23 protein-coding genes are annotated in these 19,826 nt (G+C 56.5%); 12 read left to right on the forward strand and 11 right to left on the reverse strand.

The window, feature by feature from the left end; all coding sequences use genetic code 11:
- Nucleotides 1-1,628: type IIA DNA topoisomerase subunit B (locus ACEQWH_RS13775; RefSeq protein ID WP_370231766.1), on the reverse strand; the 1,628-nt coding region annotated here is incomplete at its 3' end.
- A gap of 184 nt (nucleotides 1,629-1,812) precedes the next feature.
- Here ACEQWH_RS13775 and ACEQWH_RS13780 point away from each other — a divergent pair.
- A complete protein-coding gene (locus ACEQWH_RS13780; protein ID WP_370231768.1) occupies nucleotides 1,813-3,189 on the forward strand; it encodes an MATE family efflux transporter in 1,377 nt (458 codons plus the stop codon).
- On the opposite strand, the gene ACEQWH_RS13785 is transcribed toward ACEQWH_RS13780, so the two are convergent.
- Both ACEQWH_RS13785 and ACEQWH_RS13790 read right to left on the reverse strand, forming a co-directional pair.
- Nucleotides 3,186-3,596 (reverse strand): hypothetical protein, encoded by a 411-nt coding sequence (locus tag ACEQWH_RS13785; protein WP_370231770.1) that lies wholly within the window; start codon nucleotides 3,594-3,596, stop codon nucleotides 3,186-3,188. The two genes, ACEQWH_RS13780 and ACEQWH_RS13785, sit on opposite strands and share 4 nt — an antisense overlap.
- Before the next feature lie 9 nt (nucleotides 3,597-3,605).
- Complete coding sequence (locus ACEQWH_RS13790) at nucleotides 3,606-4,808, reverse strand: pyridoxal phosphate-dependent aminotransferase (RefSeq protein ID WP_370231772.1); 1,203 nt, start codon at nucleotides 4,806-4,808, stop codon at nucleotides 3,606-3,608.
- A 79-nt stretch (nucleotides 4,809-4,887) separates the two neighbouring features.
- On the opposite strand from ACEQWH_RS13790, the gene ACEQWH_RS13795 reads away from it, so the two are divergent.
- The 3 genes from ACEQWH_RS13795 to ACEQWH_RS13805 all read left to right on the forward strand — a co-directional run bounded on the left by ACEQWH_RS13795 (nucleotide 4,888) and on the right by ACEQWH_RS13805 (nucleotide 6,143).
- Nucleotides 4,888-5,292: a multiprotein-bridging factor 1 family protein gene (locus tag ACEQWH_RS13795; protein WP_370231774.1), complete on the forward strand. Its 405-nt coding sequence runs from the start codon at nucleotides 4,888-4,890 to the stop codon at nucleotides 5,290-5,292.
- Between the two features lie 3 nt (nucleotides 5,293-5,295).
- Nucleotides 5,296-5,559 carry a succinate dehydrogenase assembly factor 2 gene (locus ACEQWH_RS13800; RefSeq protein ID WP_370231775.1) on the forward strand — a complete coding sequence of 88 codons (264 nt, stop codon included), beginning with the start codon at nucleotides 5,296-5,298 and terminating at the stop codon, nucleotides 5,557-5,559.
- An 86-nt stretch (nucleotides 5,560-5,645) separates the two neighbouring features.
- Nucleotides 5,646-6,143, forward strand: coding sequence for a MarR family winged helix-turn-helix transcriptional regulator (locus ACEQWH_RS13805; RefSeq protein ID WP_370231777.1), 498 nt, complete (start codon nucleotides 5,646-5,648; stop codon nucleotides 6,141-6,143).
- Between the two features lie 2 nt (nucleotides 6,144-6,145).
- Here ACEQWH_RS13805 and ACEQWH_RS13810 read toward each other — a convergent pair whose 3' ends face one another.
- Nucleotides 6,146-6,574, reverse strand: a complete 429-nt coding sequence (locus tag ACEQWH_RS13810; protein ID WP_370231778.1) for a VOC family protein — start codon at nucleotides 6,572-6,574, stop codon at nucleotides 6,146-6,148.
- Between the two features lie 185 nt (nucleotides 6,575-6,759).
- On the opposite strand from ACEQWH_RS13810, the gene ACEQWH_RS13815 reads away from it, so the two are divergent.
- The 3 genes from ACEQWH_RS13815 (at nucleotide 6,760) to ACEQWH_RS13825 (ending at nucleotide 8,512) form a co-directional block, all read left to right on the forward strand.
- Nucleotides 6,760-7,575 (forward strand): thymidylate synthase, encoded by an 816-nt coding sequence (locus ACEQWH_RS13815; protein WP_370231780.1) that lies wholly within the window; start codon nucleotides 6,760-6,762, stop codon nucleotides 7,573-7,575.
- Complete coding sequence (locus ACEQWH_RS13820) at nucleotides 7,572-8,054, forward strand: dihydrofolate reductase (RefSeq protein ID WP_370231782.1); 483 nt, start codon at nucleotides 7,572-7,574, stop codon at nucleotides 8,052-8,054. The genes ACEQWH_RS13815 and ACEQWH_RS13820 overlap by 4 nt, the downstream gene beginning before the upstream one ends.
- Nucleotides 8,055-8,167: 113 nt before the next feature.
- Entirely contained in the window at nucleotides 8,168-8,512 is a 345-nt protein-coding gene (locus ACEQWH_RS13825) for a hypothetical protein (RefSeq protein WP_370231784.1), read from the forward strand.
- A 57-nt stretch (nucleotides 8,513-8,569) separates the two neighbouring features.
- Here the strand turns inward: ACEQWH_RS13825 and ACEQWH_RS13830 are convergent, their stop codons facing one another.
- Nucleotides 8,570-8,779 (reverse strand): cold-shock protein, encoded by a 210-nt coding sequence (locus ACEQWH_RS13830; protein WP_209356783.1) that lies wholly within the window; start codon nucleotides 8,777-8,779, stop codon nucleotides 8,570-8,572.
- Between the two features lie 204 nt (nucleotides 8,780-8,983).
- Here ACEQWH_RS13830 and ACEQWH_RS13835 point away from each other — a divergent pair, with 204 nt between their 5' ends.
- Complete coding sequence (locus tag ACEQWH_RS13835) at nucleotides 8,984-9,298, forward strand: ArsC/Spx/MgsR family protein (protein WP_370231786.1); 315 nt, start codon at nucleotides 8,984-8,986, stop codon at nucleotides 9,296-9,298.
- Between the two features lie 42 nt (nucleotides 9,299-9,340).
- On the forward strand, nucleotides 9,341-9,709 hold the full coding sequence (locus ACEQWH_RS13840) for a hypothetical protein (RefSeq protein WP_370231787.1): 369 nt from the start codon (nucleotides 9,341-9,343) through the stop codon (nucleotides 9,707-9,709).
- On the opposite strand, the gene ACEQWH_RS13845 is transcribed toward ACEQWH_RS13840, so the two are convergent.
- The 5 genes from ACEQWH_RS13845 to thrS form a co-directional block, all read right to left on the reverse strand.
- Complete coding sequence (locus tag ACEQWH_RS13845) at nucleotides 9,706-10,284, reverse strand: DoxX family protein (RefSeq protein WP_370231789.1); 579 nt, start codon at nucleotides 10,282-10,284, stop codon at nucleotides 9,706-9,708. The genes ACEQWH_RS13840 and ACEQWH_RS13845 overlap by 4 nt on opposite strands.
- Nucleotides 10,277-11,041 (reverse strand): putative DNA-binding domain-containing protein, encoded by a 765-nt coding sequence (locus ACEQWH_RS13850; protein ID WP_370231791.1) that lies wholly within the window; start codon nucleotides 11,039-11,041, stop codon nucleotides 10,277-10,279. The genes ACEQWH_RS13845 and ACEQWH_RS13850 overlap by 8 nt, the downstream gene beginning before the upstream one ends.
- On the reverse strand, nucleotides 11,038-11,895 hold the full coding sequence (locus tag ACEQWH_RS13855) for a DUF692 domain-containing protein (RefSeq protein WP_370231793.1): 858 nt from the start codon (nucleotides 11,893-11,895) through the stop codon (nucleotides 11,038-11,040). Before ACEQWH_RS13855 ends, ACEQWH_RS13850 begins: the two co-directional genes overlap by 4 nt.
- A 68-nt stretch (nucleotides 11,896-11,963) precedes the next feature.
- Nucleotides 11,964-12,269 carry a DUF2282 domain-containing protein gene (locus tag ACEQWH_RS13860; RefSeq protein ID WP_370231795.1) on the reverse strand — a complete coding sequence of 102 codons (306 nt, stop codon included), beginning with the start codon at nucleotides 12,267-12,269 and terminating at the stop codon, nucleotides 11,964-11,966.
- A 216-nt stretch (nucleotides 12,270-12,485) separates the two neighbouring features.
- A complete protein-coding gene (gene thrS, locus ACEQWH_RS13865; protein ID WP_370231797.1) occupies nucleotides 12,486-14,438 on the reverse strand; it encodes a threonine--tRNA ligase in 1,953 nt (650 codons plus the stop codon).
- A 197-nt stretch (nucleotides 14,439-14,635) separates the two neighbouring features.
- Here thrS and ACEQWH_RS13870 point away from each other — a divergent pair, with 197 nt between their 5' ends.
- Together ACEQWH_RS13870 and ACEQWH_RS13875 are read left to right on the forward strand one after the other, a co-directional pair.
- Nucleotides 14,636-15,370, forward strand: coding sequence for an alpha/beta fold hydrolase (locus ACEQWH_RS13870; RefSeq protein WP_370231799.1), 735 nt, complete (start codon nucleotides 14,636-14,638; stop codon nucleotides 15,368-15,370).
- Nucleotides 15,371-15,448: 78 nt separating this feature from the next.
- Nucleotides 15,449-16,798 (forward strand): MFS transporter, encoded by a 1,350-nt coding sequence (locus ACEQWH_RS13875; RefSeq protein ID WP_370231801.1) that lies wholly within the window; start codon nucleotides 15,449-15,451, stop codon nucleotides 16,796-16,798.
- On the opposite strand, the gene phaZ is transcribed toward ACEQWH_RS13875, so the two are convergent.
- Nucleotides 16,799-18,070 carry a polyhydroxyalkanoate depolymerase gene (phaZ, locus tag ACEQWH_RS13880; protein WP_370231803.1) on the reverse strand — a complete coding sequence of 424 codons (1,272 nt, stop codon included), beginning with the start codon at nucleotides 18,068-18,070 and terminating at the stop codon, nucleotides 16,799-16,801. It lies immediately after the preceding gene.
- Nucleotides 18,071-18,177: 107 nt separating this feature from the next.
- Between phaZ and phaC the strand changes: the two genes are divergently transcribed.
- A partial coding sequence (gene phaC, locus ACEQWH_RS13885; protein ID WP_370231805.1) for a class I poly(R)-hydroxyalkanoic acid synthase occupies nucleotides 18,178-19,826 on the forward strand: 1,649 nt, incomplete at its 3' end.

A 19,826-nucleotide genomic window follows, 5' to 3' on the forward strand; every position in this document is an offset into this window, starting at 1 on the left:
TACAGATGGCCCTTGTCGATCATCGGCCGCATCTGGCTGAAGAAGAACGTCATCAGCAGCGACGCGATATGGGCACCGTCCACATCCGCGTCGGTCATGATGATGACCTTGTCATAGCGCAGGTCGTCGATGTTGAAGCGCGATCCCATCCCGACGCCAAGCGCTTGGCACAGATCGTTGATCTCCTGGTTCTGGCCCAGTTTCGAACTGGCCGCGCCCAGCACGTTCAGGATCTTACCTCGCAGCGGCAAAAGCGCCTGTGTCTTGCGGTTCCGGGCCATTTTGGCCGAGCCACCCGCCGAGTCACCCTCGACGATAAACAGTTCAGTGCCTTCGCGATTGCTGGCGGAACAATCCACCAGCTTGCCGGGCAGACGCAGTTTTTTCGTCGCGGACTTCCGTTGCGTTTCTTTTTCCTGTCGACGGCGCAGCCGTTCCTCGGCGCGCAGCACAAGGAAATCAAGGATCGCGCCTGCGGATTTCGTGTCGGCGGCCAGCCAGTTGTCAAAGTGGTCGCGCACCGAGTTCTCGACCATTTTGTTGGCCGCTTCGGTGGACAGCCGGTCTTTGGTCTGGCCCACAAAGGCCGGATCCGAGATGAAGCAGCTGACCAGAGCGCAGCCGCCCGTCAGCAAGTCGTCCCGTGTGATCTGCGCGGCCTTTTTGTTGCCCACCAGCTCGCCGTAGGCCTTGATGCCCTTCAGGATCGCCGCCCAGAAACCCGTCACGTGGGTGCCGCCCTCGGGCGTCGGGACGGTGTTACAATAGGACTGGATGAACCCGTCGCGGCTGGGCGTCCAGTTGATCGCCCATTCGACATAGCCGGGTTCGTTGAATTTTTCCTTGAACTGTACTTTGCCGGCAAAGGGCGCATCCGCATATGAGGTCGCGCTGCCCAGTGTTTCGGTCAGATAGTCCGACAGGCCACCGGGAAAGTGGAAGGTCGCCTCGGCCGGTGTTTCGCCATCGTCAATCTCGGATTTCCAGCGGATCTCGACGCCTGAGAACAGATAGGCTTTGGAGCGCACCAGCGTGAACAGCCGTTTGGGTTTGAACCGGTGTTTGCCAAAGATCTGCTCGTCTGCATGGAAGGTCACCGTCGTGCCGCGCCGGTTGGGCGCGGTGCCGATTTTCTCGAGCTTGCCCTGAGGCACGCCGCGCACAAAGCTTTGTTGATAGACTTCTTTGTTTTTGGCGACTTCGACAATGAGGCTGTCGGACAGGGCGTTCACCACGGTCGAGCCAACCCCGTGCAAACCGCCTGAGGTCTCATAGGCCTTGCCCGAGAATTTGCCGCCCGCGTGCAGCTCGGTGAAAATCACCTCAAGCGCGGATTTGTCGGGGAATTTCGGGTGGGCGTCGATCGGAATGCCACGCCCGTTGTCCACGACCTTCAGGGAAAAATCCGCCAGCAGGGTCACTTCGATACGGGTCGCAAAGCCGGCGACCGCCTCGTCCATCGAGTTGTCGATGATTTCAGCAGCCATGTGGTGCAGCGCACGTTCGTCGGTGCCACCGATATACATACCGGGGCGTTTGCGCACCGCCTCTAGGCCGTCCAGGACGTCAATCGATGAGGCGTCATAGGTGGCTTCGGTTTCGGTATCCGCGAGTAGGTCGTTTGCCATGCGTGTCTGCTGCTCTGATCTGTCTTTGATTGTTTCCAGTATTTCACCCAAGCACGCATTGAGCAATAGCGGGGCGCGGGTCTGTGGATAAGTTTCGGTTGCGCTTCATTGCGGTCAAAACACGACAGCAGGATGGTCGCTGCTGCTCTTGCCAAGTTGAGAAGAGGCTCCTAATGGTTGAGCTATGGAACACAAAGTAATGAGTTATCGGGGCCATTTTCGGGCCCTTTTGGTGCTGGGTCTGCCGTTGATTGGCGGACATCTGGCGCAGTTTGCTATTGGCATGACAGACACGGCCATGCTGGGGCGCTATTCCGCCGAGGCGCTGGCTGCTGCCGTTCTGGGCAACACACTGTTTTTCGTGACATTTATTCTGGGATCGGGGTTTTCGATTGCCGTTATGCCGATGGTGGCCGAGGCGGACGCCAAGGGCGACGAAACCCAGATCCGCCGGATCACGCGTATGGGGATGTGGCTGTCTGTGGCCTATGCCTTTTTGATTTTCCCACTGTTCTGGTGGTCTGGCGCCGTTCTGAAAGCCATCGGCCAGCAGGCGGATCTGGCAGACCAGGCGCAGACCTATCTGCGCATCGTGGGGTTTGGCCTTTTGCCTGCGCTGCTGACCAATGTGCTAAAGAGTTATCTTGCTGCGCTAGAGCGCACGCGGGTGGTTTTCTGGATCACGGTTGTCGCGGCTTTGGCGAATGCGGCGGTGAATTATGTTCTGATCTTTGGCAATTTCGGAGCGCCCGAACTGGGTATCATCGGCGCCGCAATCGCGTCTTTGGTCGTGCAGGTGGTCTCTATCGTCGGCGTCGTAGTCTATGCGCTGAAGGTTTTGCCAGAACACGCGATGTTTCAGCGGATCTGGAAGTCTGACAACGAGGTCCTGTTCTCGGTTTTCCGGCTTGGATTGCCCATTGGCTTGACCGCCTTGTCAGAGGTGTCGCTGTTTGCTTTCAGCACAACGATGATGGGTTGGCTTGGGACGGTTCCGCTGGTCGCCCATGGGATTGCGATCAATATCGCTGGGTTGGCCTTTATGATGCATCTGGGATTGTCCAGTGCGGCGACGGTTCGGGCGGGAAATGCCCTTGGCCGCAAGGATTATGAGCATCTCGCCAAAGGCGCGCGGATGGCAATCTGGATGAGCCTTGGATTTTCGGTGGTGGCTGTCACGGTTATGGTGACGATTCCGGCGGCGTTGATTTCGCTGTTCATCGGTGCGGATGATCCGAACTATGACGCGGTTCTGACGCTTGGCGCGCAATTGATGCTGCTGGCGGCATTGTTTCAGTTTGTAGACGGGGCTCAGGCCATGGCGCTTGGGCTTTTGCGCGGCGTGTTGGATACCAAATGGCCAATGCTTTTGGCAGCGATCAGCTATTGGCTGGTTGGGGCCAGCACGGGGTATGGCTTGGGCTTCTTCTTTGAACTGGAGGGCGTGGGCGTTTGGCTGGGGCTGGTGGCAGGGCTTGCCAGTGCGGCGCTGTTGCTGATGTGGCGGTTCTGGCGGCAGATCATGGTGGATCTGCGCGCCTCTGCTGTTGCCGAGGCCTAGCTGTCGGCGTCGTCGCTCATCCGGTCTGCGGTTTTGCGTACAAGCACCTGGCGCAGATCATGCATCGCCAGAAACAGCGCATCGGTGACGCCCTCTAGATCTTTGTCCGAGGCCTCGGTCTGAACCCAATGCGCCGTTTGGTTGATGTCCTCGATCGTCTGCATCACCTTGTCCAACCGACGCCACGGCTGGCTTTCCATGCGATCTGCGATCCATGTCTGGATGGCGTCTTGATCCGCCTCCGACAGCACCTTGTCGCCGGTCGCCTTGAAGTCGCCTGACTTCAGATTCACCGTCGCGATCTGCGTCATGTCGATACGCCCGTTTCGCGCGTCACTGTCCATGCGGAACACACTCGCGCCAGAGTCGCGCAGACGGAAGTAAAGCTCGGGCAGGGCGTTAAGCATGGAGGCTCCTTAGGTCAACTTGGCGCAGAAATCCTGAATGCGGGTGCAGGCCTCTTTCAAGGCCGCATCTGAGGTCGCATAGCTGACGCGGAAGTTGGGCGACAAGCCAAAGGCCGCGCCAAAGACCACAGCAACGTCTTTGTCCTCAAGCAAGGCAGTCGCGAAATCTTCATCCGTTTCAATGGTTTTGCCCGATGCGGTGGTTTTCCCGATCAGACCGGAAATCGACGGATAGACGTAAAACGCGCCTTCGGGTGTCGGGCACTGAATGCCCTCTATTTCGTTCAGCATGGCGACGACCAAATCCCGCCGCCGCACGAACATCTCGTTGTGTTTTGCCAGATAGTCCTGCGGGCCATTCAGTGCCTCGACCGCTGCCCATTGGCTGACCGAACAGGGGTTTGATGTGGATTGGCTTTGGATCTTGCGCATCCCCGCGATCAGCTCTTGCGGGCCGGCAGCATACCCAATGCGCCATCCGGTCATGGCATAGGCCTTGGACACGCCGTTGCAGGTGAGCGTGCGGTCATAAAGCGCTGGCTCGACCTGTGCAGGCGTGCAGAATTCAAAGTCGCCATAGGCCAGATGCTCGTACATATCGTCAGACATCACCCAGACATGCGGGTGGCGCATCAAAACATCGGTCAGGGCTTTCAACTCGTCATGGCTATAGCCTGCGCCGGTCGGGTTGGACGGGCTGTTAAAGATAAACCATTTGGTTTTAGGCGTGATCGCGGCCTCAAGCTGATCGGCGGTTAGCTTGAAACTGTTCTCCAACTGCGCTTCGGCGATGACGGGCGTGCCACCTGCCAGCAACACCATATCCGGATAACTGACCCAATAAGGCGCAGGGATCACCACCTCGTCGCCGGGGTTCAGCGTGGCCATCAGCGCGTTATAGAGCGTCTGTTTGCCGCCGGTGCCCACGGTGATCTGCTGGGGCGTATAGTCCAGACCGTTGTCGCGTTTCAGCTTGGCACAAATGGCCTGCTTTAACTCGGCAATTCCATCAACCGCCGTATAGCGCGTCTTGCCGTTTTCAATCGCCTCATGCGCCGCTTGGCGGATGTTTTCCGGCGTGTCGAAATCGGGTTCCCCCGCAGACAGGCCGATCACGTCGCGCCCCGCGGCTTTCAGCTCTGCGGCTTTGCCAGTAATGGCCATCGTCGGCGAAGGTTTCACGCGGCTTAGCGTATCAGCAAGAATGGACATAATGCCTCGTTTGTAATCCGGTCCTGCCTGTCATAGTGTGCGCCCCATTGATGGGCAAGCAATGTTAAGGGCAAAGCACATGACCACACAGGACGACTGGGCCACCGAAGAGGTGATGGGTTCCGAGGAATGGTTTATGCCCGAGGTGGCCACCTTTGGTGATCGCCTGACGGCAGCCCGCGAGCAGGCCTCGATGACGCAAACCGATCTGGCGCGTAAGTTGGGGGTCAAGAAATCGACCTTGCTCAGCTGGGAAGATGACCTGAATGAGCCGCGCGCCAACCGCCTGCAGATGCTGTCCGGGCTGCTTGGCGTCTCGCTGAAGTGGCTTTTGACGGGTGAGGGCGACGACGTCGACGTGGATCAAGAAGCGGCCTCGACAGATCAGGCGATCCTGGCAGAAGTTCGAGAAATTCATACCCAGTTGCAAAACGCAGCAAAGCGTCTGGCGGTGCTTGAGAAGCGCCTGCGTAAAGGAGCGTGACCCGTGGCTGAATCGCACGAAAACCGTCTGAAGCGCCTGAAGATGCGGTCGATGCGTCGCGGCATCAAGGAAATGGATATCATCCTCAGCCGCTATGCGGATGCCTATCTGTCTCAGATGGACGACGCTGCCCTAGATCACTATGAGGCGCTTTTGAATGAAAACGATCAGGACCTGTATCAATGGGTCAGCGGTCAAGCCGCCGCGCCGGAGGCGCTGTCTGATTTGATTTCACAGATCTCAGAGCATGTTCACAGCACGCAATAAGCGCAATTTTAGCTAGAACTGCGCGACTTAACGGATTTTTGGCATTTTTGTTTCACCCTGACCTTCGACAAACCTCGGAGGCCGGGATGAGCATTCATTCACCCACACGATTGCCTACAGATGCGGGCTATATCACGAACTATCTGGATGCGCTGGCGTTGGTGGAACGGCTGCACCGTTTGCTGCTGGACGTGATCAAAGACGAATTTGAGCGCGTCGGTGTCCTTGAGATTAACGCCGTTCAAGCGCTGTTGCTGTTCAATATCGGGGACAATGAGGTCACCGCCGGAGAGTTGAAATCGCGCGGCTATTATCAAGGCAGCAACGTCAGCTATAACCTTAAGAAGCTGGTCGAAATGGGGTACATGCACCACCAAAGATGCGAAATCGATCGCCGGTCTGTGCGTGTACGCCTCACCCCTCAAGGTCGCGCGATCCGCGATCTGGTGGCGGCTTTATTTGAACGCCACGCCGAGGGGCTGCAGGTCAAGGGGGTGCTTGGTATTGCGGGCCTGCTTGATATTACGCAGGCCCTCAAACGGGTCGAGCGGTACTGGACGGACCAGATCCGCTATATCTACTGACCCTACCAGTGGCCGGTGTTTTCCATCGAGGCCCAAGGTTCTGCTGACGGCAAGGCGTCGCCATCTTGCAAGAGCTCGATGGAAACATTGTCAGGGCTGCGCACAAACGCCATGCGCCCATCGCGCGGCGGCCGGTTGATCGTGACACCATTGTCCATCAGATGCTGGCAGGTCTCATAAATGTTTTCGACAGCATATGCGAGGTGGCCGAAATGACGGCTGTCGCTTGGCAAGCCTTCGTCGCCGTCCCAGTTATAGGTTAGTTCGACGTGGGCATTCTCTTGACCCGGAGGGGACATGAACACCAGCGTAAACCGCCCGCCTTCGTTTTCATAGCGACGGGTTTCGCTGAGGCCCAGCAGCTCGTAAAACGCAATGGATTTTTCAAGATCGGCAACACGAACCATCGTATGCAGGTAACGAATCTTCATTGTAGAACTCCGGTCAATTCTGTTGTTGACGATAAGCTAGATGTTTCGCGGGCAGTGTCGAGGGGCTTCGCAACCTGAGGTCAGAAAATGACCGCATCTTGCGTCCTTTGGGGTGGTGGCAGCTAGATCTGGGGGGTATGCTTGGGCTTGAGTCGCAGGGTGACAGGGCGACCAAGGAGGGCGATATGCAGCAATATCACGACCAACTGCAATTGATTTTGGATCAGGGTACGCCCTCTAGTGACCGGACTGGAACCGGCACGACGTCTTATTTTGGCCTGCAAGCGCGCTATCCTCTCAGCGAAGGATTTCCGCTGGTCACGACGAAAAAACTGCATCTTCGCTCGATCATTCACGAACTGCTGTGGTTTCTAAGCGGTGATACAAACATCAAGTATCTGAAAGACAATGGCGTTTCGATCTGGGACGAATGGGCCGATGAAAACGGCGATCTGGGTCCGGTCTATGGCCATCAGTGGCGCAGTTTTCCGGCTGTAAAAGAGGATGACGGCGTTCTAAGTCGTGGCAGCGTTGATCAGATCGCCGACCTGATCGAGTTGATCAAAACCTCGCCAGACAGCCGTCGCATGATCGTGTCTGCCTGGAACCCAGCCGACGTGCCTGACATGGCGCTGCCGCCGTGCCACACCCTTTGGCAAGTGCGCATTATTGGCGGAAAACTGCACCTGCAACTGTACCAGCGCTCGGCCGATATGTTCTTGGGTGTGCCGTTCAACATCGCCTCTTATGCGCTTTTGCTGCTGATGCTGGCGCATGTCACCGGATATGAGCCAGGTGATTTCGTGCATACGATTGGCGATGCCCACATCTACTCCAATCATATGGATCAGGTGGCCACACAATTGGCACGCACGCCCAAACCGCTGCCGCAGGTCCGCATCACCCGCAAGGTGTCGTCGATTTTTGATTTCAAGTTCGAGGATTTCGAAGTGGTGAACTATGAGGCCGACCCAAACATCAAAGCTCCGGTAGCCGTATGATTTCCTTGATTGTAGCACGCGCGCGCAACGGCGCGATTGGCAAAGACAATGATATTCCGTGGCACGTGCCGCAGGATCTGGCGATGTTCAAAAAGGAAACGCTGGGCGGCGCCATCATCATGGGGCGCAACACCTGGGACAGTCTGCCGTTCAAGCCATTGAAAAATCGCCTGAATATTGTGGTGTCGTCGCAGGAAAACCTGACAGAGCACGTTGTCGCGTCGATCGAAGACGCCATCGCGTTGGCCCAAAGCGAAGGCTACATGCGGATCTATGGGATCGGCGGGGCAGGGATCTATCGCGCGATGTTGCCCGTTGCGGACCGTCTTTTGGTGACCGAGGTCGACACCGAAATCGCAGATGCGGATGTCTTTTTCCCAGAGTTCTCGTCAGAAGAGTTTCACCGCATTTCGCAGGTTCCTCTGGACGGGGCGAGTCCGGAGTGCCGCGTGGATGAATATATCCGCCGTCAATCTTAACCGATTTTCCGGTGTTTCTGCGTTATCAGAAATTGACTGACCCACAAAATATAGTAGTCTATGGGCCAGTGACCCACCTGATAATTGAGCAGATGCAACGAAAAGGGGCCTAGATGTTTAAGAATTTAATGTTTGCAAGTTGTCTTGCGGTCATCGCGGTGCCGGCACATGCAACCTGCATTATCTTTCCGTGCAAGATCAAACCCGATCCTGAAATCACATTTACGCCAAGCGTTCCGCCACAAACGCCAATGGGCTGCGCCTATCGTATGGCCGCGGCAAGCAACGGTGGCGGTCTGTGTCCCGCGGGTCTGCAACCGGTCGAAGTTGGTGGCATGATCAGCTGTGGCGTGCCAATCGCAGGCGAAGTCTGCGAAGAACCTACCCGGGTTAAACCGAAAGTGCATCCGCGCATGGTCTGCCCTGAGGGCACAAAAGGATGTTACACCACCAACTGATGTTGGTGATGTGATTGTCTTATCTTCGCTCCTGGGGGTGCTGCTGTATCCCTAGGATTATTGGACCAGTTTCAAGTCGCCTGCCATCTGACGGCCATCCCGGCCTTCTGACAATTCGTATTCGACTTTCTGATTGTCCGCCAAGCCTGTCAGGCCAGAGCGTTCTACCGCCGAAATATGAACAAAAACGTCTTTTCCACCTTCGTCGGGCGCAATAAAGCCGTAGCCTTTTGTGGTGTTGAACCATTTAACGGTGCCACTTGGCATACCGTGTCTCCTTCCATTAGTCAGTCACCCCGTGTTCGCAGGGTGCAACATCTGATCTAGGATCGCAGATCATAAAGTACAGAACCGGTCACATAAAACGAAATGCTACGGTTGGGATGATTGCACGCCTATTGTAAAAAGCAAGCGAAACAGGATCGATTTGTGATCTGAAGCGCCCAGAGCGTACAAAATGCAGGAAAAGCGATGAAAATATATGGTTTGAAGAACTGCGATACCTGTCGCAAGGCCGTGAAAGCCCTGACGGATGCGGAATTTGTGGATGTGCGGGCCGACGGTGTCCCTGCAGACGTCCTGGCCCAAGCCTATGAGGTGCTGGGGGCGGCTTTGGTCAACACCCGCTCGACCACCTGGCGCGGAATGGATGAAGAAACACGCGCTTTGCCCGTGCTGACGTTGTTGGCGCAAAAGCCGACCGTTATGAAGCGGCCGTTGATTGATCGTGACGGGGAATTTTTCCTGGGTTGGACCCCTAAGGTTCAGGGAGCCCTTGGATTATAGTCAGACATGCCCATGTCATAGGGGCAGCACGAGGAGGCTAATATGCGGAATGCAGCGCTGGTCCTGGGCATCATTGCCGGACTGTTCGGAATGATCGTCGGCTTTTTTGGCTGGGGATATACCGAGGTGATCGACCGCTATGGAGAGGTGGGGGACTGGGCCACCCAAGTCGACAATGTTGGGCTGGTACGCTCGACTGCTCTGATGGCGCCATTGCTTGCGATTGCGGGCGGCGCTATGGCGCGTGCGCGGGCTCTGTGGGGCGGTGTTTTGTTGCTGATTTCAGCGGCTTGGATGTACGCCGGATTTGGGTTCAACGTCTTTACGATGTTCCCGATTGCCTTTGCGGGCCTCGCCGGGATCCTAGCCATTTCGGCAGGTAAACCCGACGAGGAAAAGGCGCATTTTTAGGCGTCGTCGTTTTTGCGGTTCAGGCCGAGAATAGCGTCGACGGAGATCGGGCCGGCGCCGCGGACGATCAGCACCACGAAGAGCAGCATCCAGAAGGCGCGTTGATCCAGAATTGCTGCGTCTGAAATTTTGTCAAACCAGACACCCAGAGTTTCTTTGTGCGCTATGCCGCCATGGCCATAAAGGTCGGTCAGGCTTTGCACCACGACAAAGCCGATCATGCCCACCGACGCCAGACGGGTCAGCAGCCCAAGTACGATCATCAGCGGCAGCAGGATTTCCGACCAGCCGCCCAGTACAATCACCAGCTTATGGAAGAAAGACGCCTGCGAGATGTCATAGAAGACGGCCTCGGCAACTTTCGGGAAGATCTGAACAAATCCGTTGGCGGTCGGCTTCAAAAAGCCAAGGATGCCATTGCCAAAGTCGATTTTCGACAGGCCGGACTGATAGAAATAGGTAAAGAGAACCGCGGCGAACACAAACCGCGCAAGACTTGGCAGAAGCCAAGGCTCAAGCAGGCGTTCAACCTGTGCAAAGATGCTTTTATAGAGTGATGTCAGTTGGTTAAGCATCATGTTTCTCCGTAGTTAGGGTGGCGATCGCTTGTCCGGCGATCAAGAGTCCAAGGGTCGTTTGCAGATCAAAGTCCGCAACTGCGGCGGTGGCCTTGTCCAAAGCGGACCCGAATGTTTCGCCGGCCTGCAATGCCATCACAAAGGTGGCGCCCCCTGCGGGCAAAAGGTGGGGGGCGGGATCAAACTCCGCGCGGGTGATGATAAGGGCTTCTCCGCTTGGGGCCTCGGGCATGGGCGTTCCCTGCATTTGCGAGGCCCAGATCGAATAGATCGGCCAACGGGATCGCAACAATTGAAGCGAAGGCGCAAGTGTGACGCGCGACGCCATCAGCTGGTCCGCTGGAAGCGTTGAGAAGATCTGCGGATCAAATGGCTCGATGTCTGCCGCGTGATAGCTGTGGCGCATCGCAAGTTCCAAGCGGGCGACGTCGGCCAGATATGGGTATTTTTGCGCAGGCTCAAATGTCGTCAGAAACTCTGGCATTTGCGCGCCATAAAACATCAAAACGGGCGTTTCAGGCTGATGCTGACGGACAAAGATACCCGCCATAGCGCTGAAGAACTGATCGCCCAAGAGTTTGTGCAGCACAGGAAAGGCCGTCACAAGCGCTTCGCACAGGCTGAACACCACATTGTTTCTGTAGATGTCAAACCGTTTGCCCGCGGGACGGCCCGCGTGGTCGATCAGATTGTCCGGGTGCGGCAAATCAGGGCGCAGCAGCGCCTCGGTGAAGTCTGTTTGATCCGGTGTCATGCCGCAGCCTTAACATTCGTCATGATATCAAGGGCATGGGCGGCTTCGCCTTCCAGCTCGGCCCAAGGGGGGATGTTGCTGTCGCGCTCGATCAGAACCGGCTTTGGGCCACCGCGCAGGATTGTATGGGCAAACAAAGACCAGACCTGATTGACCACCGGCTGGTTGTGGCTGTCGATCAACAGTGGGTCACCGTGGTCATCCACATCTTCATCGTGACCGCCAAGGTGGATTTCGCCCACCAGATCCAGCGGGAAGGCGTCGATATATTCGACCGCGTTCATTTTTTGGTTGGTTGCGGACACGAACACGTTGTTCACATCCAGCAACAGGCCACAGCCCGTGCGCGTCGCGACCTCTTTCAGGAAGTCGATTTCGCTCATGTCGCTGTCTGAGAAGGCCAGATAGTTAGATGGGTTCTCAAGCAGCATCTGACGACCGATGGTCTCTTGCAGCTGTGTGATATGCGAGCTGACGCGATCAACCGTGGCCTGATTATAGGGCAGGGGCAGAAGATCGTTCAGGAAATGTGACTCATGGGTGGACCACGCCAGATGTTCGGAAAAACTTGCGGGGTTCAGCCAGTCGACGAGGGATTTCAAACGGGCAAGGTGATCTTGATCCAGGTCGCCTTCGCCACCGATCGAAAGACCTACGCCGTGGACGGACATGGCAAAGCGCTCGGCCAGATGCCGCATCTGCGCGCGCGGGCGGCCGCCGTCGCCCATGTAATTCTCTGCATGGATTTCAAACCAGCTGACAGTGCCGGGATTGTCCATGATGTCTGTGAAATGCTGAGGCTTGTATCCGACACCGCAGCCATTTGGGAGCTGCTCAAAGCTTTGGTCAAACATTTTGGGGCCTCACATCATAGTCTCGAGGGGCGAGCCGGGCCTGCGTATCAGGCCCAGCTCTTCAAAGCTTATGCTGGCAGGTCGCGGTCCAGAGCTTCCAGGGAACCCATGCGTGCAGTGCCGTCTGCCATTGCTGGCAGTTCGATGTCTGCGCATGTGCCTGCTTCTACCAGTGTCCACGCGTTGCCTTGATAGTCAACAGTGGAAGTACCTTGGCAAGTTGTGCCTGGGCCCGCTGCGCAATCGTTTTCGCCTGCGAGGGAAACACCGTAGCACTTTTCTTTGCTCATCGCGGAAGCGGAGTGTGCTGTTACGGAAGTTACTGCTGCTGCGACGGTTGCGGCCACGGCCAGGGATTTCAGTGGGGTAGACATAGGGTTAAGTCCTCATGAACAAAGTTTAATTCCAGCCGCTCCTGACGGCATGGGTGAACATTAGTCGGGAGACGGCACTGTTTTCCAATAACGGAAACGTGTGTCACGCTTGTGTTATCTCGTGTGAGAGAAAATGGGCAAAAATCCCTTAATAAAAAGCAAAAGCCGGCCAAATATGACCGGCTTTTCCAAAAAGTTTCGGGCAAATGTTACAACCTAGCTCGCCAGATCCGGTGGTGTTGCCTCGGCTGCGAGGATTGTAACAATTTCGTCCAGCGTCTGAACCTTGGTTTGCTTCTCTCCAAGGCGCCGGGTCGAGACCGTTCTGTTCTCAATTTCCTTCTGTCCACAGGCCAGAATGACAGGAACTTTGCCGACAGAATGCTCGCGGACCTTATAGTTGATTTTTTCATTGCGCAGATCGGCCTCGGCGCGAATTCCTGCGGCCTTCAGTTTTTCAACGACCTCAAGGCAATAGTCATCCGCGTCAGACACAATGCCTGCCACCACAACCTGACGTGGCGCCAGCCAGAATGGCAGTTTACCGGCGTGTTCTTCGATCAGGATGCCGATGAACCGCTCAAACGATCCAAGAGTCGCCCGGTGAAGCATGACCGGAAGGTGTTTCTCGCCATCTGCGCCGATAAACGATGCGTCCAGACGTTCAGGCAGGTTGCTGTCGACCTGAAGCGTGCCGCACTGCCAGTTTCTGCCGATTGCATCTGTCAGAGTGAACTCAAGCTTTGGCCCGTAAAACGCGCCTTCCCCTTCCAGAACCTCAAATTCATGGCCCGCCGCTTTACAGGCGTCGCCAAGGGCTTCTTCCATACGGTCCCAAACCTCGTCAGACCCGATCCGTTTCTCGGGGCGCGTTGACAGTTTGATGGTCCAGTTCTCAAATCCAAGATCTGCATAGACCTTGGACAAGAAATCGATGAAGCGTTTGGTTTCTGATTCAATCTGCTCGTCGGTGCAGAAAATATGCCCGTCGTCCTGTGTGAACCCACGCACGCGCATGATGCCATGCAAGGCGCCCGACGGCTCGTAACGCGCGCAGGATCCGAATTCGGCCATACGCAGCGGCAGATCACGATAGGACTTGAGGCCCTGATTGAAGATCTGAACGTGACACGGGCAGTTCATGGGTTTCAGAGCATTCACGGCCTTTTCGCGCGCGTGGTCCTCGTCGACTTCGACAATGAACATGTTCTCTTGATATTTGTCCCAGTGACCCGAGGCCTCCCACAGTTTGCGGTCAACGACCTGCGGTGTGTTTACCTCGACATAGCCTCCAGCACGTTGCTGGCGGCGCATATAGTCTTGAAGCTCGGTGTAAACAGTCCAGCCGTTGGGATGCCAGAAAACCTGGCCCGGCGCTTCTTCCTGCATGTGAAACAGGTTCATTTCGCGGCCAAGCTTGCGGTGGTCCCGCTTTTCAGCTTCTTCAAGGAAGTTCAGATGCGCTCGCAGGTCTTCTTTGTTTTTGAAGGCTACGCCGTAGATACGCTGCAACATCGGACGCGAGCTGTCGCCGCGCCAGTAGGCACCGGCTACTTTCATCAGTTTAAAGGCATCCGCGGGCACCTGACCGGTGTGCTGCAGGTGAGGGCCGCGGCACAGATCCTGCCAATCGCCGTGCCAATACATCCGCAACGGCTCGTCGCCGGGGATGCTGTCGATCAACTCGACCTTATAGGGCTCGCCGCGATCCTTATAGTACTGCACGGCCACATCCCGCTCCCAGACCTCGGTCTTTACCGGATCACGCAGGTTGATGATCTCTTTCATCTTCTTTTCGATGATGCTCAGATCTTCGGGGGTAAAGGCCTCGGCGCGGTCAAAGTCATAGTACCAGCCGTTCTCGATCACAGGGCCGATGGTGACTTTGACGTCTGGCCAGATCTCTTGCACGGCGCGGGCCATGATGTGGGCACAGTCGTGACGGATCAGCTCCAGCGCTTCGCTGTCATTGTCTTTGAGTGTATTGATGGCGATCTGCGCGTCGGCCTCGATCGGCCACTGCATATCCCAGTGCTGACCATCGACGGTCGCTGAGATGGCCTTTTTGGCCAGAGAGGTCGAGATCGACTTTGCAACGTCAGCAGCGGTTACGCCTGCCTCATAGTCGCGTGCATTGCCATCGGGAAAGGTGAGGGAAATCTGGGCCATAGCTTGGCTCTCCTCGTCAGTTTGGCGCCCACGGAACGCCCGGTTGCGGGTATATGGTTCGCCGCTGTTTTGGCGTTCGGCCACGCGACTGTCAACCGCCACTTTTGGCGAGGGTCGCAATTGGTGAATTCAAAGCACGCGGAAATGGGTTTTGCTTGGCCCGCGCTCGCGATAAGCAAGAGAAAACGGAGGGCGACATGGCTGACTTTCTTGAAACCGCGCAGGGGCGGCAGATTGCATATCACAAGACGGAAGGAGCCGGGCCCACCGTGGTGTTCCTTGGCGGTCTGAAATCCGACATGGAGGGCACCAAGGCGATCCATCTTGAAACCTGGTGCAAAGCACGCGGTCAGGCGTTCCTGCGGTTTGACTATTCAGGTCACGGCCAAAGCTCTGGAACCTTTGAAGAGGGGGCGATTGGCGACTGGCACGAAGATACGCTGGCGGCGATTGATGCCTTGAGCGACGGTGATCTTGTCGTGGTTGGCTCCTCCATGGGTGGTTGGCAGGCGCTGCTGCTGAGCAAAGCGCGCGCGGGGCGTGTTAAGGGGCTTGTGACGATCGCGGCCGCGCCGGATTTCACCGAGGACGGTTATTGGGCGAATTTCAGCGACGCACAGAAAGAGGCGTTGGACACAATAGGGCACGTCGAACTGCCGTCTGATTATATGGAGCCCTATATCATCACCAAGCGGATGATTGAGGATGGCCGAAATCATCTGGTCCTGCGCGACCCGCTGCCTTTGCCATTCCCGGTGCGCTTCTTGCAGGGCACCAATGATACGGCCGTCACACGCGAAACCGCATTGCGCTTGCTGGATCATGCCGAAAGCGAAGACATGCGCCTGACTTTGGTACGCGACGGCGATCACAGCCTGTCAGACCCGCGCAGTCTGGATCTTATCACTCAAGCGATCACCGAAGTCATGTAACTCTAGCTTACGCTAGGTGAGTCTTTGTCGATCCAAGGATTGCGCATAGCCTACCGCGACGCACGCGGGGAGGGTCACATGGCGTTATCAATCGGACAAAAGGCGGGCTGGGGGCTTGCCGATCTGGGCATCAACGTTTTTGTCGTCGCAAAGCAGCTTTTGGTGTTTGCGTTTATGACGACCTATTTGGGGGTGCCGCCTGCCGTGGCGGGCATTCTGACCTTTTCGGTTCTGGCGTTTGACGTCATCACCGATCCGCTGATTGGCTATCTGTCTGACAAGACCCACAGCCGGTTTGGCCGACGTTACCCGTGGATGTTTGTGGGCGCGGTTGTCCAAGCCATCGGCATCGTCGGTATCTTCTGGGTGCCAGACGGCATGAGCTGGCAGGCGAATGCGGCTTGGGTCATGGCGTTTTTCGCGCTTGCGACCTTGGGTTTCACCGCCGTTACTATTCCCTACGGCGCGATGGCCGGAGAAATGACGCAGGATCCGCAGGAACGCTCGGTGATGATGGCGTGGCGCATGGGGTTTGCATCGCTGGGCCTGTTGACCGCAGGGGCGATTGTGCCGGCGCTGGCGGGCGACACCAAGGCTGGATACGGCATGGCGGTTCTGATGGTGGCCCCGGTCATGATTCTTGCGATCTGGGCCTCGATCGCGGCCACCCGTCGCGCTCCGCGGATTGCAACGCCAACGGGACTGGGACTGGGGCAGATGTTGCGTCTGGTGACGTCAAACCAGCGCTTCACGCTTTTGGTGGTCATATACGGGGTACTAACCCTCGGCGTCGCCCTGATCGCGGCTGGGCTGCAGCTTTCGGCCCTGTATCTGATCGTGAAAACCGGAGGCGCGCTTGCCGGTCTTGCGGCCGCGCTGGGCGTGTTTGCGGGGCTGTTTGCGATGTTTATCGTAGGCTCGGTTTTGTCTCAGGCGGTCTGGGTGGTGATGGCCGCCCGCTTTGGCAAGCTTCAGGCGCTGGTGATCGGCGTGGTCGCTTATACGGTTGTTCTGTGGCTGATCTTCACCCAGCTTCCGGCCACCAGCTTTACGGTGATGGCGGCGTTGTTCGTGCTGGCAGGTTTCTGCAACGGCGCTTATCAGCAGCTGCCTTGGGCGATGTACCCTGACTTGATGGATGTGACACGCGAGGAAAGCGGCGAGGCCGTTGAAGGCGCCTTTGCCGCGCTGTGGTTGTTTGGCCAAAAAGTCGCCAATGCGCTGGCCCCCTTGGTTCTTGGGCTGGTTCTGAGCGCTTACGGGTTCCTGGAAAGCACAGATGGCGTGGTCGCCCAAAGCGAGGCAGCCCTGTCTGCGCTACGCTGGGCCGTCACGTTGCTACCTGCCGCGATTATGTGGCTGGGCATTCTGATGCTGGTCTTGATCTATCGGCCACGCGCCAAGGGCGTTCACGACGCCCGCGCGTGATCAGGCCGCCGCGTTTTTGTTGGCCGCTTTCTTAGGCTTTGGACCGCTGTTTGCGTTGATGAAATCCAGCACCAGCGGGCGGATGTTGTTACGCCAGCTTTTGCCCGCAAAAATCCCATAGTGACCTGCGCCGTCCTCGAGGTGATGCGCTTTCTTGTCGTCAGGCAGCCCGGTCAACAGATCCAGCGCGGCCACACATTGCCCCGGCGCCGAGATGTCGTCTTTGGAGCCCTCGACCGTTTTCACAGCAACAGTCGTGATTGCTCCGATGTCGACCTTGCGTCCGGCAACGACAAAGTCGTTGGCCGCGATTTCGCCCTTCTTAAAGATCCGGTCTACTGTGGACAGATAGAATTCCGCAGGCATGTCCATAACCGCCAGATACTCGTCATAGAAACGGTTGTGTTTGTCATAATCGCCAGCCTCGCCCTGCATGACGCGCATGATCTGGTCCATAAAGGCTTTGCTGTGTGTTTCGGCGTTCATCGACATAAAGGACGCAAGCTGCAGCAAACCCGGATAGACCTTGCGGCCCACGCCATCGTATTTAAAGCCGACACGCTGAATCATCATCTCTTCTAGCTGGCCCATGGTGACAGAATGGCCAAAGTCGGTGACATCCGTCGGCGCAGCATTCGGGTCAATCGGCCCGCCAATCAGGGTCAGCGAGCGAGGCTGGGCCTTGGGATCTTCTTGCGCCAGATACGCCGTAGCCGCCAGCGTCAGCGGAGCCGGCTGGCACACCGCGATAACATGGGTGTCTGGGCCAAGTTCTTTCATGAAGTCGACCAGATAGAGCGTATAGTCTTCGATATCGAACTTGCCCGCGCTGACAGGGATGTCCCGCGCGTTGTGCCAATCTGTGACATAAACTTCACAATCAGGCAGTAGAGACTTCACCGTCGAGCGCAGCAAAGTTGCGTAGTGACCCGACATCGGCGCGACCAGCATGACCTGCCGCTTGCGTCGTTTGCGCCCGGCGACAGAGAAATGAATGAGATCACCGAATGGCTTCTCTACAACTGGCTGAACCTGCACCACATGGTCCTTGCCGTCCTCGCAGGTGAACGAATGGATATCCCAATCAGGCCGCGTCACCATGCGCTGAAAGGTGCGTTCGGTGACTTCGCCCCAGGCTTCCATCCACTTCAATGCCGGTGAGGGGAACAGTGCAAATACCGGATACGACGCCATCGCGCGGGCAGTTGCCCCATACCACTCGTTGGTATTGCGGATGGTTTCCATCCAATCATAGGTGGCCATATATCGCATTGGCTTCTCCTTGGTTGCACCGTTATGATACGTTTGTGGGTCGGTAATTTAGTCCTGAGTGCGAGTAATTTGCTGCATAGCAGCGACAATAGGGGTAGAAAAAGCAGATGACAACTGGCGAGGATGCTGCGGTTGCGAAAATGGACGAGCTGTCCGAAAATCTCAAACGCGTTGAAGACCTATCTCAACGATTGATCGAAGTGATGGCGCAGCACAAACCGATGCGCAAATCCTTGACCGGACCTGGCGACGACATGTTCTCGACGGCTGCTGCTGCGTATTGGACCAAGGCGATGGAAAACCCGGGGGCCATTTTCGAACAACAGATGGCGTTCTGGGGGAAATCGGTGAAGCACTTTGTCGAAGCGCAGCACATGTTTGCGCAGGGCAAATTTGAGCCGCCCGCCGACGACACGCCCAGCGATCGTCGTTTCAAAAATCAACTGTGGCAGACCAACCCCTATTTCAACTTTATCAAGCAACAATACATGTTGAATGCCCAAGCTGTGCGGGACTCGGTTGCGGCAATGGAAGATTTGGATGACACCCAGCGACGCCGGATCAGCTATTTCGCGGATCAGATTGTCGACATGATGAGCCCGACCAACTTTTTGTCCACCAACCCGGACGCGCTGGAAAAGGCGGTGGAAACGGACGGGAAGTCTTTGGTCGACGGGCTGGAAAACCTGATCCGTGACCTTGAAGACAACAATGGCGAGCTGATTGTAAAGCTGGCGGATGAAACAGCCTTTGAGCTGGGCGGCAACGTGGCCACCACCGAAGGGGCCGTTGTCTATCGCAACGAGATGATGGAACTCGTTCAGTTCTCACCCTCAACCGACACCGTGCACGAGATCCCTCTAGTGATCTTCCCACCCTGGATCAATAAGTATTATATTCTTGATCTAAAAGAGAAAAACAGCCTGATCAAATGGCTGGTCGATCAGGGCTTTACCGTCTTTGTCGTCAGTTGGATCAACCCGGATCGCAGTCATGCAGAGGTCGGGCTGGAAGATTATATCCAAGACGGCTACTTGCAGGCGATCGACGAGGTCAAATCGATCACCGGTCAAAAGCAGGTCAATGCCGTCGGCTATTGCATCGCGGGAACCACGTTGAACCTGACGCTGGCGCTTTTGAAAAAGCGCGGGGACACATCGGTCAAATCCGCCACCTTCTTTACAACGCTGACAGATTTCTCGGATCAGGGAGAGTTCACACCCTTCCTGCAGAACGACTTTATCGACGGCATTCAACGCGAATGCGAGAAGGAAGGCATCCTGCGATCCATGATCATGCAGCGCACGTTCAGCTTTTTGCGCTCAAACGATCTGATTTATGGGCCCGCGATCAAAAGCTATATGATGGGCGAGCCTCCGGCATCGTTTGATCTGTTGTTCTGGAATGGCGATGGGTCAGGGTTGCCGGGCAAAATGGCCGTGCAATATCTGCGCGGTCTGTGCCAGCGCAACGAGTTTGTTCAAGAGGGGTTCGAGATCCTTGGCGAGACGCTGTCGATCAAGGATGTCACCATTCCGACAATGTCGGTGACCTGCGAAACCGACCACATCGCGGCCTGGAAAGACTGCCCCCGCGGTTACAAACTCTCGGGCAGCCGGTCCAAGAGTTTTATTGTATCAGAGTCAGGTCACATTGCTGGCATCGTGAACCCGCCGAGCAAAAAGAAATACGGTCACTACACCAACACCACCATGAAAGGCACGGCCGATGAATGGATGGAAACGGCCACGTTTAA

Source organism: Cognatishimia sp. (assembly GCF_964229375.1).
Classification (GTDB): domain Bacteria; phylum Pseudomonadota; class Alphaproteobacteria; order Rhodobacterales; family Rhodobacteraceae; genus Cognatishimia.